A 15,380-nucleotide genomic window follows, 5' to 3' on the forward strand; every position below is an offset into this window, starting at 1 on the left:
GAGCTATTTTTTTATTAGCGGGTTTTGCAAGCCTGCTGAGCTATTAAAAGGATGTGTTATGAAATTATGGATGGCCGCATTGGCTCTATCTGGCGGGATGATGACTACTCAGGTCGCCTTAGCACACAATCACACCGCACCTGTGTCAGCTGAAACCTCGGCGATGCCTTCAGATGCGGATGTCGATTTGTTCGCGCAATCAATTATTAATGTTGAAAACCTAAAACAAAAATATCAAATGGACTTGATGCAAATGCCTGAAGCGGAAGTGACTGAGCAGTTGCTAGAGGAAGTGAATGCCCGTTTTGAGCAGGAAGCGATTGCCTTGATTGAAAAAGAAGGTATGAGCGTAGAAAAATACGGCGAGATGATTGGTTTATTGCAGCAAAATCCTGAGTTTTTGGCGAAGGTGCAGCAGCGTGTTGATGCGTTGCAATAAATTTATACTAGTTTAGATTCGTTTTAACTTTGTTGTACCCAAACCGCCTGCCTCATTGATTGACTCGAGTTCAGTCATGGAGTCAGGCGGTTTTTTGTTGGCCAGTATTGGCATAGTCGTCAGTAGATTCATCGGATAACTCGGGATCCATTTCAGGATATTTGCTATGCCAATATTTTTTAAACCGAGCCTGGTCAAGACGTTTTTGTAACAAGGTCGCAGCTTGATAATACTGCAATACATAGCCATAACGTTGTTTACGCAAGGCTTGTAATAATGCACCATAGCGTTTAGGTAAAAACGCGCTAAAGTGAATCAGTAAACCTTGTTCTCCTTCTATTCCTTTAATGATCTCTTCCAAACGCGCCTGCACTTGGCGTTGCGTGTCATGTTCATAACTTTCAAATAATTTACCCAAAAACCACACCACCAAGAGCGCGACTAAAAACCCATACAACATGTTGTTGACTAGCCAGGTGGCGAGCAGGGTAAAGATTGCCAAAATGCCAATCGTGATTGGAAAGGTAAAGGTGTGCAGCCACACGCGTTTGCCGAGCACCTGCTGTTCGACTTCTTGCGGATTAAGCTGGGCAAGATCAATCGCCTGTAAGCGTTGTAACAGTTCGTCGGCCTTAATCAAGAGCGCACCTCAACTTGAACTCGCTGGTTTGGGGTCGGCATAACAGGGGCAGCGCACGCTGTGGCGAATTTGGGTATCCGCACAATAGGCGGTTAGCTCGCCGCCCCACAAACACCCGGTATCGGTGGCATGGACTTGGTAGGCGTCCATGGCACCGAGCGTTGACCAATGGCCAAAAAAGATTTGATGATCTTTATTGCGTCGGTTCGGATGCGCAAACCAGGGTAAATACTCAGGATGATTAAAGTGCTGCGGGTGTGATTTGGTTTTAAACTCTAATTTACCTTTGGCATCACAATAGCGCATCCGGGCAAAGGCATTGACAATATATCGATAACGCTCCCAACCTGTTAAGGTCGGATGCCAAGTGCGCGTTTTACTGCCGAACAGATGGTCGCGAATAAATGCTTCCCAGCGGGGCGAGCACATGACATCCTGAAGTTCTTGCGCATAGACCGCCGCCTCGCTAATAGTCCATTGCGGTGGAATACCGGCATGAACCATTACCCAGGGATGCAGTGCGTCTTGGATCATTAGCGGTTGTTGGCGAAACCAATCAATCAACTCATCGGCATCATCTGCTTCAAGAATCGGGTCGAGCGTATCGGATTTGGCGCGGTATTTTTCAACGCCGAGGTAGCTGGCTAACAAATGAAAGTCATGGTTGCCCAATACGGTTTTAGCCGCATCGCCCATGTTTTTGACATAGCGCAAGCATTCAAGTGATTGTGGGCCGCGATTAACAATATCACCAACAAACCAGGCCTGGTCATGGGCGGGATCAAACTGAATCTGTGCGAGTAACTCAATGAGTGGGTCTAAACAGCCTTGTAAGTCGCCAATGACATAGGTCGCCATGGTTAGGTGTCCTTTTGTTTTTGGGTGTAGTGGTTTGCGAGGGTTACAAAATCGGCCACGGCTAGTGCTTCAGCGCGCAGACTGGGGTCGATATCACACGCGGCATAATCGGCATCATCGAGCCAGCCTTTTAAATTATTACGCAGGGTTTTGCGTTTCATTGCAAAGGATTGTTTTACCAGCGCGGCAAAGTCGGCCAAGTGGGTGGCTTGATAGGGCAAGGGGCGTCTTGGGGTGAGGCGCACAATCGCTGAATCAACTTTTGGCGGTGGGTCAAAGTGCTGTGGCCCGACAATAAATAGCAGTTCTGCCTCGCAATAATATTGCACCATCACCGACAAGCGACCAAAAGCTTTATGGCCCGGTGTCGCGGTGAGGCGTTCAACCACCTCTTTTTGTAACATAAAATGCATGTCAGCAATAGAGTCAAGATAATTGAGCAGGTGAAAAATCAACGGGCTGGAAATATTGTAGGGCAGATTGCCCACTAGACGTAAGGGTTGGTTGTCGGTGACCAGCTGGGCATAATCAAAACTGAGCGCATCGGCTTGATGTAGAGCAAAAGCCGGGTAGTGCCCAAGTTTGTTACGCAAAGGTTGATGCAAGTCGCGATCGATTTCAATAATATCCAGGCGTTTAACCTGTTGTACCAAGGGGGTTGTCAGCGCGGCTTCACCTGGACCAATTTCTACCAAATGTTGGTCGGGCTGGGGATGAATCGCGTTGACAATTTGGCGAATGATGCCATCGTTATTCAGAAAGTTTTGGCCAAATTGCTTTTTATGCTGATGGCCGCTAGCGCTATAACTGGGTTTGCCGTGGGTATTAGCGCGGCTCATGTTGCGCCTCCAGCATTTCTAGTGCGACTTGAATAGCATAGCGAAAACTCCCTGCATCGGCTTGACCTGTACCGGCCAGCTCGAGTGCGGTGCCATGATCTACCGAAGTGCGCACAAACGGCAGACCTAGCGTGATATTGACAGCCTGGCCAAACCCTTTGTGTTTGAGTACCGGCAAGCCTTGATCATGATACATCGCTAAAAAGGCATCGGCCTGATTGAGTTTGGCCGGGGTAAACAGGGTGTCTGCCGGATAACTGCCCGAAACCGCCCAACCCTGTGCTTTGCGTTGCGCAATGATGGGGTTAATGATGTCGATTTCTTCGCGCCCCATGTGGCCATCTTCGCCCGCATGCGGATTTAAGCCGGCAACGAATAAGCGCGGTGTGGCTAGACCGAACTGAGTTTGCAAGGCGTGATAAGTAATATCCATCACGCGACCCACTAATTCGGGGGTAATCGCATCGGCCACTGCGCGCAAGGGGAGGTGGGTGGTCGCCAGTGCCACACGTAATCCGGGCGTAGCCAACATCATCACTACTTGATCTACCTGACTGAGTTCTGCCAGCATTTCAGTATGACCACTAAAGGCGACACCGGCGTCATTAATCACGCCTTTATGCACCGGACCGGTAATCAATGCACTAAATTCCCCGGCCAAACAGCCTTGGGTAGCACGCGTGAGCATATTAAGGACATACTGGGCATTGGCAGGATTAAGCAGGCCTGCTTGACAGGGCGCCGCTAAGGGTTCGTGTAGTAGATAGAGTTCACCAGGAGGCAGTGCGGCTTGCGCCTCATCGGCTTGATAGTCATGTAGGGTCAACGGCAGGTTTAGTTGTTGCGCACGGTCTAGCAGGAGTTGGCGATCGCCTATCACCACCATCGGCACCGGCCAATGGAGTTGGGCGAGCTCAACAATCAAATCTGGGCCAATGCCGGCAGGTTCGCCCGAGCTAATGACTAAACGACTAGGGTGATAGGACATATTCAGCCTCACAACCGAATATCGATGACCGCATCATCGCGTAAACGGCGCATCCACAAATCAAAAGTTTCATTGCCTTTACGATTACGAATCGCTTGAATCGCCTCTTGTTCTAAGTCCAAACCGGATTGGCTTTGATTACGGCGCGTTTCGAGCAAGGTCACAATATGAAACCCGTTCGAGCTTTCAATAATTGGCGAAATATCACCCGGTTGTAAACTGCGCACCGTGTCGGCAAAAAATGACGGAATTTGATCATCGGTTAACCAGCCTAAATCGCCACCGTTTAGCGCTTGGCGTCCTTCAGAATGGGTAATAGCCATTTCAGCAAACGATGCCCCCTCTTGTAGCTGTTGGTAAATCCGATTAATGCGGGCTTGCAGTTCATTACGCTGCGCTTGAGTCGCAGAATCGGGGCGGCTAATTAGGATATGTGCCAAGCGGTATTCGTTATTGGCCGCATCAAGTTTACGACGCTGGATAAACTGCTGTACTTCGTCTTCGGTGACCGCAATTTGGCTAATCACTTCAATTTCACGTAAACGCTGAATCAGGGTTTGATTCGCAATTTGTTGCCGAATTTTGTTGAAGCCGTCAGGTTGTTCGCGATTGAGCACATCGCGCAACTGGACTAACGTCAGGTTGTTTTCTTGCGCAATCTGAATCAATTGACGATTGATATCATCATCGGATACCCGCAAACCCCGCTCACGTGCACGTTCTTCTTGCAGCTTTTGCATGATGATGGAATCTAATACGCGTTCTTGCATAATGTTGCGTGCTGGCGGGTTAATGCCGCGTTCGCGTAACTCAGCCAAAGATAAATCGGTTTGTTCATCAAGTTCGCTGAGCAAAATAATATCGTTATTCACCACCGCCGCAATGCGGTCTAAGGGGGTTTGGGCTTGTGCAAGACTGGCCACGGCCATAAGCAGGCCTGCTAATAGCCAAGTGGGTAATGAAGAGCCATTAAAGCGAGTTTGAGCGGTCATAGTGTGTCCTTTAAAAATCCAGTTCGCGACGTAGGGTATCAGCGAGGCGGTTACCCACATTGCTTAAACCTTTAAATTCGATGACATATTTAATGCTGGTATTATAACGGCCATCGAGCAATTCTGCTTGTTCTATAATCAGTTCGGATGCCCAGCAACAACTTTCATAGCGTAGCCCACCAGCGCGTTGCAGGGTGCGGTCGGTTTCTAGGTCCCATTGCGCATAGCCTGCTAGCTGCCAGTTTTGGCTAAGTTGATAGACACTACCTAAGCCTAGCGACTGTTGGCGGCGTACTTGATCATTTAAATTGAACCCTTGGTGGGTAGCCAGCAAAGCCAGGCGTGGTTGCCAATAAGCCTCTAAACGGTTATTGATTTGTTTGAGCGCTAGAGTTTGTTCATCCCATTGACTGGTGCTGGTCGCGCTAAAAGGGTCAAAAAAACTACGTAAACGTACAAAATAATCGGAGCGAGGGTCTGTGTCTAAGGCTGAACCGGATAAGGTCACTTGACGGTCTTGCAGATAATAAATTTGGCCGATTGCGGCATCGAGCTTGGGCGCGCCTTCTGGGTCAATAAAGCGGGTAGTGACGGCTAGCGTCACTTGTTCGGTGTCACCGATTCGGTCAACGCCACTAAAACGGTTAAGTTGAAACAAATTGCTAAAATCTAAACTGGCCCGTCCTGAGTCATAAACGGGCAAGCGACGTTGATCAACATACGGCACATACAAATATTGCACTTCAGGCTCAAGCGTTTGTTGCCAGGCCTGGTTAAATAGGTTGATATCGCGCTCAAAGATTAATCCTCCGCGAAGGGCAGTTTGCCACACCATATTGGATGATTGTGCATCGGTCTGCGCATAGGGATTGATCACTTGATACTGGCGCTGGTTGGCTTGCACTGTGGCATTAATAAAGCCATAGCTTTCGCTGATGCGATAATCTAGGCGTGGTTGCACTAACCAACGCTCGCCCATTTGCTCGCGATTAATCATGCCGCGCACTTGACCTTCGCGTTGAAAGTCGTTGAAACCACGATAACGAACAAATTCGGTGCGTTCAGTGTTCAGGCTCACGCGCCATTGACCCAGGTTTTGACTGTAACCCAGGCGAAGTTCTGGCGCCTTCTCGAGATAGCCTTCATTAATACTGTTATTTTCACCATTACGCAATGGCAAATAGCCCAAATAATTTAATTCCGCACGCCATGCCCCTTGGTTATAGCGCAATTCAGCGCGACGTTCCAGGCGGGTGTCACGAGTGCGTAAACTGCTGGTTTCATTAAAATTGGTCGGCAGGTCATTATAAAAGTCAGGATCAGACACTTCATGCCAAACGAGGTTAGAGCGCAGAGCGCGTGACCAGGCCTGCTGACCGGCAAAACTGACGCGCCAACGATCGGCACTGGCATCCATATTTTGACTTTGGCCAGAGCGATCGACAAAACTAAGCCCTTGATCGTTCACTAGTTGATCATTTAGGAAACTGACACTGAGTTCGCCACGATGATGTGGCTGTAAATAACGCCACTCGTTATCCAGCATCAAGCCGCGTTGTTCAATGGCAATCAAAGTCAGCGTCGTGTCTAAGTTGGGCGCTAAATTGACATAATAGGGTTGTGCAAAAACGCCTAATGCCGCGCCTTGTGGCGCGTTGACACTGCCAAAATAGGGAAAGAGTAACCCGGTAGCACGGTCATCGAGAGGAATATCTAAATAGGGGCTGTAAAAAATCGGCACCCCATAAAAATCTAGACGCGCATGCTTAACATAGAGCCGACGGGTGTTTTGATTCAGCTCCAGTTCGCGTCCGCTTAATGTCCAATCTGGGTTATCTAACGCACAGGTGGTGTAAGACGCTTGGGTTAAGTAGCTGATGTTTTGTTCAGGTTGTACATCAATCTGGGTGGCAAATCCGTGGGCACGGGTGTCGGTAAATTGATAGCGAATATCCTGCGCCAAAAGCTGTTGCGGATTGGCAATATAATGCAAGTTTGGCGTATGTAAGATGAGATCTGCTTGTTGTAAACGCACTTGACCAAACAGCCGTGCAGTTTGTTGCTCACGCTGATAGATGGCTTGATCTGCCTGAATCCACAGGCCATTTTCTTGCAGTTCAACTTGTCCGGTTAGCCAAAAGGTATTGGCATTGGGTTGGCTCAGGGATTGACCACTCAGACCTTGTTGATTAATGGGGAAACTTAAATCACGCGGCGGTTCGAGCCAGTCTACTGCACAGCGATCAGCCAGCGCATGTGAGCTGGTCAGGATTAAAGCGCCCATTAGTAACACAAGTGGCATTGAAAACCCATCCAGGCCAAGCCTCACCCCGTGCAGTAATAGTCTACTGGGTTGAGCGATAAATGAGGGCAATGGTTGACATTTAAAAACAGGCATTATTAAATTCAGGTTTTGAAAAATTCTTTGCGCTCATTCTACCTGAGAATAGGCTGGGCGTCTTAGAAATGGGCGGGTGTTCCGCAAAAGGATAAGCCTTGCAGTCAGACAGTCAACTTACTAGTCAATTTAACAATTCCCTCAGCCATCAACCCGACCCGCGACTAGAACAGATGCAGGCCTGGTTAAGTCAGTTACCACTGTTGCAAGACCAGGCCTGGTTGCCCTTGCAAGTGGCGTCTGCCGACGCCAGCTTTCGGCGTTATTTTCGGCTTATCCGCGCCGATCACGCGCAATCGTTTATTGTGATGGATGCGCCACCTGGGCTAGAGGATATGCAGCCGTTTGTGCGCTGGGCGCAGGCCTTAAGCGCCCTGGATTATCAGGTGCCACGGATTCATGCCCAGGATGATCATTTTGGTTTTTTGGTATTGGATGATTTTGGCCACACCACCTTTTGGCAGGCGGTATCACAGGTTCAGCAGGATAAGGATGCCGTGAATCGCTTTTATCAGCAGGCTTTATTGGATTTGGCACAAATTCAGTTAAATAGTTTTGAACAGGCGCAACAGGTTTGGCCTCAGTCAGGGCTGATAATGCCTTATTCGGCAAAAAAGCTGGCCGAAGAAATGAGTTTGTTTAGTGATTGGTTAGCGACTAAATTTTGCGCCCAATCATGGACGGCTAGTCAGCAGCAGGCCTGGTCAGCAGTAACCGAGAGTTTAACAAACCGTGCCTTGGCGCAACCTCAGGTCTGGGTGCATCGTGATTACCATAGTCGCAATTTAATGTCCTTGCCGACCGCCGCAGACACGAAGCCCATTCTTGGCGTGCTAGATTTCCAAGATGCCGTGTTAGGACCGATTACCTATGATGCGGTATCGCTGATTCGTGACTGTTATATTGATTGGCCAATGGCACAGCAGCAGGCCTGGTTGCAGCAGTATTATCAGCGTCTATTAGCCAGTGAGTTAGTGCAAGGTGGGCAGTTAGGTCTGCCGGACTGGCAAACCTTTCGGCAAGATTTTGATTGGATGGGAGTGCAGCGGCATTTAAAAGCGGCAGGGATTTTTGCGCGTTTATATCTGCGTGATGGCAAAGAGGGGTATTTAACGGCCTTGCCGCTTACATTGGGTTACCTTTTACAACAAGTTCAGGCTTACCCTGAGCTGGCAGCGCTGGAAGAATTGGTCAGCCCTGTTATGGTTTATTGCGAGGCATCACCCCTATGTAGTTTACCAAGCGCAACAGGATGCAACGAATGATGCAGGCGATGATTTTAGCGGCCGGTCGTGGCGAGCGCTTACGGCCCTTAACCGATAGTTGTCCCAAACCGCTGGTGGATGTCGGTGGGCAGAGTTTGCTATGGCGTCATTTAGTTGCGTTAGAACAAACACCGGTGACGCAAGTGGTGGTGAATGGCGCTTGGCTTGCTGAACAAGTGTTCGCTGAGGTGGCGCGTTATGCACAGCAGGCAAAGGCGCGTTTGCCGAGCCAGTGGCAGTGGCATGCCCAGTTGGAACCGGCCGGCGGATTAGAAACCGCCGGCGGCATTATCATGGCGTTACCCCAGTTAGGTGAGCAGCCGTTTTGGGTGGTCAATGCCGATATCCTGACCGATTTTAATTGGTCGGTGATGCCGCAAACGCTCGCCGAGGGGATGTTGGCGCATTTGGTACTGGTTCCCACGCCGGCGTTTAAAACAGTTGGGGATTTTGGCTTGGACGAGCAGGGTTACGTGAGTGCAGAAGGCGGTTGGACCTTTAGCGGTATTAGTTTGTTATCACCAGACTTATTTAAAGGTTTAACCGTTTCGCGGTTAGGTTTAGCGCCCTTGTTACGCAATGCGATGGCGCAAGGACGCGTGACCGGCCAGGTTTATAACGGTTATTGGCAGGATGTCGGTACGTTGGAGCGCTTAGCCCAAGCGCGCCAAGATGTTCAAGCGAGATAGGATTTGAGTGGGTTTAGTGCTTAGCTTGGTGCTATACTGAAAAAGTACAGGATTTAACAGTTTAACCTTGGATAGTTAACCCCAGATAAGGAGACGAAGATGAGTAATAAACACGATGCGATGATAGCGAAAATTTTTGCCCACCCGATTGCAGCGAATATTGATTGGAAGAAACTGACTCATGCCCTTGAGCATTATGGTGCGACAGTGGATATGTCCCATCATGGTCGTGCCAAGATTGTGCTAGATGGTAATGAGTTAGTGATTCATACGCCGCACCATGGTCATGATATTGAAAACAAAGATGACATTATGGCCTTGCGTCATTTTTTAACCGAGTTAGGTATCAAACCTGTTGAGGCTTAAGCTATGTTGATGTTGATTTCACCAGCGAAAGCGCTAGATGAAACCCCGCGCCCCACTGATTTAGCGATCACTGAAGGTCGCTTTATGACGCAGGCTCACGCCTTAATGCAAGCGCTACAACCGCTTGGACCGGTTGAGTTAAGTCAGTTGATGCATATTAGCGATGAATTGGCGGAATTGAATTTTCAGCGCAACCAGACCTGGTCAGTGCCCAAAGCAGATGATGCGGCGGCAAAACAGGCCTTGCTGATGTTTAAGGGCGATGTCTATCAGGGTTTGGACGCGTCGAGTTTGACTGAAAAAGGTTGGGCTTATGCGCAGCAACATCTGCGGATTTTGTCGGGTTTGTATGGCTTATTGCGCCCAACGGATTTGATGTTGCCTTATCGGTTAGAAATGGGCACTAAGTTTAACAATAGCCAGGGCAAGGATTTGTATGCCTTTTGGGGGGAACAGATTACCCAAGCCGTTAACGATGATTTGACCCAGGCGCAAGGCCCGTTGGTGAATTTGGCGTCGAACGAGTATTTTAAAGCGGTCAAGCCGAAAAAACTCACCGTGCCGGTGATTACGCCACAGTTTAAAGATTGGAAAAACGGTCAGTATAAGATGATTAGTTTTTATGCCAAAAAAGCGCGTGGCTTGATGGTGCGTTATGCGATTGACCATCAGCTGCAAGACGTGGAAGGTTTAAAACATTTTGATTATGCCGGCTACCAATTTGCGCCGGCATTATCGAGTGAAAAAGATTGGTTGTTTACCCGCGATCAAGCCGTTTGATTTGCAAATAATGCGGTTAAAGCGTCAGATTTTAATGGTTTGGCATAATAGTAACCTTGAATAAAGTCACAGCCATGCGTGCGTAGAAACTCAGCTTGTTGCTGATTTTCTACGCCTTCGGCAATGGTCTGGTAACCTATCGCTTTTGCCAGTGAAATTATGGCTTTGCACACCGCCTCATCTTCCTCATCAATGCCAATTTCATCAACAAATGTCTTATCAATTTTTAATGTATTCAGCGGGTATCTTTTTAGATAGCTGAGTGATGAATAACCTGTGCCAAAATCATCCAGCGCTAAGCTTACTCCCAATCGACGCAATGATTGAAAAATCATTAATGCCTTTTGGGGCTGTTCCATTGCAATGCGCTCAGTGATTTCTAGTTCAAGCTGACAAGCATTGATAGTCGGATGCTTGGATAAATGTTGTCGAATTCGCTCTACAAAGTCAGAACGAATCAGTTCGCGCGCTGAAATATTGACCGATAGGGTTAGGTTTGGGTGTTCACCGCTCAGGGTTTGCAGGGTGGTAAGTGCTTGGCTTAAAACCCAGTCGGTGAGGTCGATGATAAAATCAGAACGCTCGGCTACCGGAATAAACACTTCCGGTGATACAGTGCCCATTTCGGGGTGCTGCCAGCGAATCAGGGCTTCAAAGCCGGTGAATTGGTTCTGTTCAAGTGCATATTGAGGTTGAAACACCAATACAAACTCATTGCGTTCAATCGCATAACGCAATTCAGTTTCAATGTTAACGGTGCGCGTTAGTTGAGTTTCGAGTTCATTTTTAAATACATACACACTGTTGCGTCCAGATTGCTTGGCGTGATACATGGCGAGGTCGGCATGTTTTAATAGGGTGTTGTAATCCTGTGCATCGTCGGGAAATAACGCGATGCCAATCGATGCTGAAATGTGAAGATTGGCGTCTTGGATTAGATAGGGTTCGGCGAGGGTCGTCACCAAGCGTTCACCTAAATCTAGACTGTTAAAAGGGTTGAGTCTGGGGAATAGGATGGCAAATTCGTCACCGCCTAAGCGCGCTAAGGTGTCCTGAGGTCGTATTAATTGGTTGATGCGCTGCGTGACTTGTTTGAGCAGTAAATCCCCCATATCGTGTCCATGCACATCGTTTACTTCTTTAAAGTGATCCAAGTCAATAAACATTAAACTAAAGGCAATCGGTTCGCGTGAGGCCTCGCTAATGAGTTGTTCAGTGCGTTCGCGCAATAACAGACGATTCGCTACGCCGGTTAAACCATCATAAAACGCGAGATGCAGAATTTCATCTTCAGCTTGCTTTTTGGCGGTAATATCATTGAACACACCCAGATAGTTAATCAGGTTACCCTGAGTGTCTTTGATCGCGGAAATGGAGAGCTCCTGCGGGTAAATCTCACCCGATTTACGTTTGTTCCAAATTTCGCCACGCCAATGACCAAAGCGCAGAAGGTTGTCCCAAAAGGTCTTGTAGAATTCAACTGAATGCCGACCTGAGGCTAAAAAACGCGGATTTTTTTTCCAGCATTCTTGTTCTGTGTAGCCGGTGATGTGCTCAAAGGATTTATTAACTGACAAAATGCACCCGTCCGGGTCACAGATCATTATACCATCCTGGCCTTTTTTAAATATTTCATTCGAAATCGTAAGCTGTTTTTCGTGTTCGGTTTGCTCTGTGATGTCATAGGTAATGCCGCCGACTGCAAAGACCTGGTTGTTCGAATCAAACAGTGGAAATTTATCCGTCAAGAAATAGAAAATTTTGCCATCTCTAACCATGTCCTCTCTGAGTTGCAGGGGCTTTTGTGAACGAATTACTTCGATATCATTTTGAAAATGACGATTTGAGTCCTGCAAAGACATTAATTGTTCACGCGTTTGGCCGATGACGTCAGACGGGGTGGCTAAGCCGTACATGTTTGCAACCTTTTGATTAGCGAGTAAACACTTTCCATCAGAGTCAAAGGCATAAATCATCACCGAGCTATGATCCAAAATGCCTTGAAACATGTGCCAGTCTTTTTGGCGCTGATATTGGGCGGTTAAATCCATAATGGTGATGATGAATTGACGTTCATCAAGCTGATCAATCACTGGTTTGATCGGCATAATACTGACTTTTACCGGAATGCGCTGGGCTTGTATTTCACACTCAAAATCAGCCGATAAGGCCTCCTGATTTTCGCGGTCGTTTAAGCGATTAAATAACCATTGACTGTTGTTTTTGCTTAAAAAGCGAAAGATTGAGTGATGGCTTAAATGGCGTGTCGTTCGGTGGGTAAAAAACAATTCAGCTTGATGGTTATTATCAAGAATAATGCCAGCTTGATCGAGCAATAAAGCCGGGATGGGTAAGTGCTCAAACAGTTTTTTATATTGGACCTGTTGGTGATCCAATTTGAGCTGGGTGTCTTGAAGTTGTTGATTTTGGACTTCCAGCTCGGCTAAATAGACCTGCATTTCTTCAACCAATGCCGACATATTCGCTTGCGAAAGCCGTTCGATATCGGTGAAATCGGGCCGGTCTTCTAACAATTGCTTCGCCCGTTGGCGTAAGGTGTCTTTATCTAGCGTGTTCATGGTCATTATTGGTCACTAATACCAGTTACATCGATAAAACTAGCCACAGCACCATGCTTGTCGCTTGAAGGTATTTTGTAAGGCAGAATCCGCAACAAGTAGCTCTTGTGGTTTTGGTGTATCAATTCAGTTTCAAACGGAAGTGTGGTTTTTAAGGTTTGTTCAAAATAGTCGATTAAATGTTCGTTATCAAAACTGTGGTGCAAGTCGCTCAAAGGGCGTCCAAGGTCTGAATCACGTAACTTAAACAGCCCAACCGCATCGGGACTGAACCGGCTGATATTTAGATTGTGATCAACAAAGATGGTCGCTACGCCCACAGCCTTCGCCATGGTATCGAGGTCGGCATTTAATTGGTTAAGGCGTAGCACTTTTTCTTGGTATTCGGCATTGACCGTATTGAGCTCTTCGTTGACTGATTGCAGTTCTTCGTTTGAGCTTTGTAGTTCTTCGTTCGAGGCCATCAACTCTTCATTGGTGGCCTGCAGTTCTTCGTTAGAGGTTTCAAGCTCCTCAATCGTGGCTTGAAGGCTTTCACGGGTTGCCGCTAATTCTTGTTGTAACACCTCAATCCGTGCAGCGGTTTCATCATCGAGGTTAATGGTTTGGCTTTGCGGGTCATTATCTTGCAAGGAAAGGGGTTCAAACAGCACCAAAGCAAATTTTTCGTCAGCATTGCTGCTAATCGGTCTGACGCAGACACGTAACAAGCAAGGATTTTCTGGTTCGAGTTCAAGTTTTAGGCGGTCAGAATAAAATATTTTTTGGTCTTTTAATGCTTTGAATAATAAAGCGGAAACCACGGAGATAAGCCCATCCGGTAAAATGCGGGTAATATCCATACTGGCTGCGCCGGCACGAATTTTATAAAAGGGTTTGACATCGCCGTACAGGTGAATGATTTCTTGATGATCGTTCACTAAAAAACCAGGCGGAGAATAGGCGCTAATCAATTGATGACTGGTTTCATCAAGTAGTGCGACTTCAGACGTTTCAAGTGCGTTCAGTTTGCTGAACTGCCTGGTTAGGCGAGGTTGGCGTTTCAGCGAGTTTTTACTATTGTCTAGGCCGATAAGTGGCATATTGACATAGTTTCTGCGGAAGATTTTGCTTTTTGCATGAACCGTATCAAAGCCCTTGGCAATCGCGTTTATCGATTCACTCGAGCCTAAAAATAAATAGCCGCCGGGTTTTGTCGCGTATTGCAAGCTTTGCAAGGCTTTGTTTTGCGGTTCGGCTTGAAAGTAAATTAAAGTATTTCGACAGGTGACCAAATCCATTCGGGTAAAGGGCGGGTCTGCCAATAGGTTATGTTTGGCAAATACCACGACTTGACGCAGCTCGGGTTTAACAATGTATTCACTACCGGATTTGCTAAAAAAACGTTGCAGACGTTCTGGGCTGACTTCAGCCGCAATCGATTCAGGGTAATGACCGGCTGAGGCGAGTTCAATTGCTTGCGGATTGACATCGGTGGCGAATATTTTTAAATTCGGCCAGCGACGGGCACGTTCAAAGGCTTCAAAAAACAAAATCGCTATGGAGTAAACTTCTTCACCACTCGATATGCCTGCTGACCAGATACGAATGCCGTTGCCGTTATCAGCTTTGCTGACAATATCATCTATCGCAATCGTTTGTAGGTCATCAAATGCAGGCGTGTCTCTGAAAAAACGGGTCACCGGTATAAAGAGTTCGCGTCTTAAATTTGCCAGTTCCGTGCGGTCTATCTCAAGTAGTTTGGCATAGTCTTTGACATCTGCTATGTGTTTAACTTGCATCCGCCGTTCAATCCGTCGGGTGACGGTGGCTTGTTTGTATTGGTGAAAATCAACGCCTGTGGTTTGCGCCAGATAGTGGAAAATTAAATGGGTGGGGTCTTCATAATCCAGGCCTGGTTGCGCCGTGTCTTGTTTAACAATTTTTTGCGGATTTTTAATGTAGTCGAGGAGTCGGCTAGCAAGGTGTTCAGCATCTAACACGTCATCAATCAATCCGGTAGCAATTACGCTGTTTGGCATGCCGTTAAACTTGGCTTCTTTTGGTGATTGTGCCAATAAGAACCCGCCAGCTTCGTTAATCACATACGCACCGCGTGTGCCGTCTGAGCCTGTGCCTGAAAGAATAATGCCGATGGCCTTGTCGCTGTAATCTTCGGCCATCGAGGTGAAAAAGATATCAATTGGCAAGCTGAGTACATGCGGCGTTTTTTGGGTGAGTACAAAATGACCGCTTACCACGCGCATAATCGTGCCAGCAGGAATCAAATAAACATGGTTGGGCTGAATCGGCATGCCTTCTTCAACCAGTTTAATTGGCATGACGGTGTAGCGTCCGAGTAAATCGGCCATCATGCTTTTATGGTCTGGCGATAAATGTTGGATTACGATAAAGGGTAAACCGGTATCGGTTGGGCAAGCGGCAAAAAACTTTTCAAGCGCCTCAAGCCCGCCGGCGGAGGCGCCTAGGGCGACAACAAATCCACGGTATTTGGCGGGCTGGAGAGGATCGTTTGATTCCATAGATCTGTTCCTGATTATCGGGTGT

The 15,380-nt window shown here is 47.5% G+C and carries 13 protein-coding genes; 5 read left to right on the plus strand and 8 right to left on the minus strand.

What is annotated here, in order from left to right:
• Positions 1-58: 58 nt before the first annotated feature.
• The gene (locus tag THIAE_RS02270) at positions 59-439 is read left to right on the plus strand and encodes a DUF4168 domain-containing protein (protein ID WP_006459883.1); all 381 of its coding nucleotides are present in this window, start codon (positions 59-61) and stop codon (positions 437-439) included.
• A gap of 82 nt (positions 440-521) precedes the next feature.
• Here THIAE_RS02270 and THIAE_RS02275 read toward each other — a convergent pair whose 3' ends face one another.
• The 6 genes from THIAE_RS02275 to THIAE_RS02300 are packed head-to-tail and all read right to left on the minus strand — an operon-like array spanning position 522 to position 7,058.
• Positions 522-1,079, minus strand: a complete 558-nt coding sequence (locus THIAE_RS02275; protein ID WP_006459884.1) for a hypothetical protein — start codon at positions 1,077-1,079, stop codon at positions 522-524.
• A gap of 9 nt (positions 1,080-1,088) precedes the next feature.
• Positions 1,089-1,937 (minus strand): symmetrical bis(5'-nucleosyl)-tetraphosphatase, encoded by an 849-nt coding sequence (locus THIAE_RS02280; protein ID WP_006459885.1) that lies wholly within the window; start codon positions 1,935-1,937, stop codon positions 1,089-1,091.
• A 2-nt stretch (positions 1,938-1,939) separates the two neighbouring features.
• Positions 1,940-2,776 (minus strand): 16S rRNA (adenine(1518)-N(6)/adenine(1519)-N(6))-dimethyltransferase RsmA, encoded by an 837-nt coding sequence (gene rsmA, locus THIAE_RS02285; RefSeq protein WP_006459886.1) that lies wholly within the window; start codon positions 2,774-2,776, stop codon positions 1,940-1,942.
• Complete coding sequence (pdxA, locus tag THIAE_RS02290) at positions 2,763-3,764, minus strand: 4-hydroxythreonine-4-phosphate dehydrogenase PdxA (protein WP_006459887.1); 1,002 nt, start codon at positions 3,762-3,764, stop codon at positions 2,763-2,765. The genes rsmA and pdxA overlap by 14 nt, the downstream gene beginning before the upstream one ends.
• An 8-nt stretch (positions 3,765-3,772) precedes the next feature.
• Positions 3,773-4,756 carry a peptidylprolyl isomerase gene (locus THIAE_RS02295; protein ID WP_006459888.1) on the minus strand — a complete coding sequence of 328 codons (984 nt, stop codon included), beginning with the start codon at positions 4,754-4,756 and terminating at the stop codon, positions 3,773-3,775.
• A gap of 10 nt (positions 4,757-4,766) precedes the next feature.
• Positions 4,767-7,058 carry an LPS-assembly protein LptD gene (locus tag THIAE_RS02300; protein ID WP_006459889.1) on the minus strand — a complete coding sequence of 764 codons (2,292 nt, stop codon included), beginning with the start codon at positions 7,056-7,058 and terminating at the stop codon, positions 4,767-4,769.
• 194 nt (positions 7,059-7,252) lie between these two features.
• Here THIAE_RS02300 and THIAE_RS02305 point away from each other — a divergent pair, with 194 nt between their 5' ends.
• The 4 genes from THIAE_RS02305 (at position 7,253) to yaaA (ending at position 10,254) form a co-directional block, all read left to right on the plus strand.
• The gene (locus tag THIAE_RS02305) at positions 7,253-8,419 is read left to right on the plus strand and encodes an aminoglycoside phosphotransferase family protein (RefSeq protein ID WP_006459890.1); all 1,167 of its coding nucleotides are present in this window, start codon (positions 7,253-7,255) and stop codon (positions 8,417-8,419) included.
• Positions 8,416-9,108 carry a nucleotidyltransferase family protein gene (locus tag THIAE_RS02310; protein ID WP_006459891.1) on the plus strand — a complete coding sequence of 231 codons (693 nt, stop codon included), beginning with the start codon at positions 8,416-8,418 and terminating at the stop codon, positions 9,106-9,108. Before THIAE_RS02305 ends, THIAE_RS02310 begins: the two co-directional genes overlap by 4 nt.
• A 99-nt stretch (positions 9,109-9,207) precedes the next feature.
• Positions 9,208-9,474: a hypothetical protein gene (locus tag THIAE_RS02315; protein ID WP_006459892.1), complete on the plus strand. Its 267-nt coding sequence runs from the start codon at positions 9,208-9,210 to the stop codon at positions 9,472-9,474.
• A 3-nt stretch (positions 9,475-9,477) separates the two neighbouring features.
• Positions 9,478-10,254: a peroxide stress protein YaaA gene (gene yaaA, locus THIAE_RS02320; protein ID WP_006459893.1), complete on the plus strand. Its 777-nt coding sequence runs from the start codon at positions 9,478-9,480 to the stop codon at positions 10,252-10,254.
• On the opposite strand, the gene THIAE_RS02325 is transcribed toward yaaA, so the two are convergent.
• A complete protein-coding gene (locus THIAE_RS02325; RefSeq protein ID WP_006459894.1) occupies positions 10,242-12,839 on the minus strand; it encodes a bifunctional diguanylate cyclase/phosphodiesterase in 2,598 nt (865 codons plus the stop codon). The two genes, yaaA and THIAE_RS02325, sit on opposite strands and share 13 nt — an antisense overlap.
• On the minus strand, positions 12,839-15,355 hold the full coding sequence (locus tag THIAE_RS02330) for a chemotaxis protein CheB (protein WP_006459895.1): 2,517 nt from the start codon (positions 15,353-15,355) through the stop codon (positions 12,839-12,841). Before THIAE_RS02330 ends, THIAE_RS02325 begins: the two co-directional genes overlap by 1 nt.
• Positions 15,356-15,380 lie beyond the last annotated feature (25 nt).

The sequence above is a fragment of the Thiomicrospira aerophila AL3 genome (assembly GCF_000227665.2).
Classification (GTDB): domain Bacteria; phylum Pseudomonadota; class Gammaproteobacteria; order Thiomicrospirales; family Thiomicrospiraceae; genus Thiomicrospira; species Thiomicrospira aerophila.

Coding starts and splice junctions, on each gene's coding strand:
- yaaA (WP_006459893.1), top strand. CDS start 9,478: ATGTTGATGTTGATTTCACCAGCGAAAGCGCTAGATGAAACCCCGCGC.
- THIAE_RS02310 (WP_006459891.1), top strand. CDS start 8,416: ATGATGCAGGCGATGATTTTAGCGGCCGGTCGTGGCGAGCGCTTACGG.
- pdxA (WP_006459887.1), bottom strand. CDS start 3,764: ATGTCCTATCACCCTAGTCGTTTAGTCATTAGCTCGGGCGAACCTGCC.
- THIAE_RS02270 (WP_006459883.1), top strand. CDS start 59: ATGAAATTATGGATGGCCGCATTGGCTCTATCTGGCGGGATGATGACT.
- THIAE_RS02325 (WP_006459894.1), bottom strand. CDS start 12,839: ATGACCATGAACACGCTAGATAAAGACACCTTACGCCAACGGGCGAAG.
- THIAE_RS02295 (WP_006459888.1), bottom strand. CDS start 4,756: ATGACCGCTCAAACTCGCTTTAATGGCTCTTCATTACCCACTTGGCTA.
- THIAE_RS02315 (WP_006459892.1), top strand. CDS start 9,208: ATGAGTAATAAACACGATGCGATGATAGCGAAAATTTTTGCCCACCCG.
- THIAE_RS02330 (WP_006459895.1), bottom strand. CDS start 15,355: ATGGAATCAAACGATCCTCTCCAGCCCGCCAAATACCGTGGATTTGTT.
- rsmA (WP_006459886.1), bottom strand. CDS start 2,776: ATGAGCCGCGCTAATACCCACGGCAAACCCAGTTATAGCGCTAGCGGC.
- THIAE_RS02280 (WP_006459885.1), bottom strand. CDS start 1,937: ATGGCGACCTATGTCATTGGCGACTTACAAGGCTGTTTAGACCCACTC.
- THIAE_RS02300 (WP_006459889.1), bottom strand. CDS start 7,058: ATGCCACTTGTGTTACTAATGGGCGCTTTAATCCTGACCAGCTCACAT.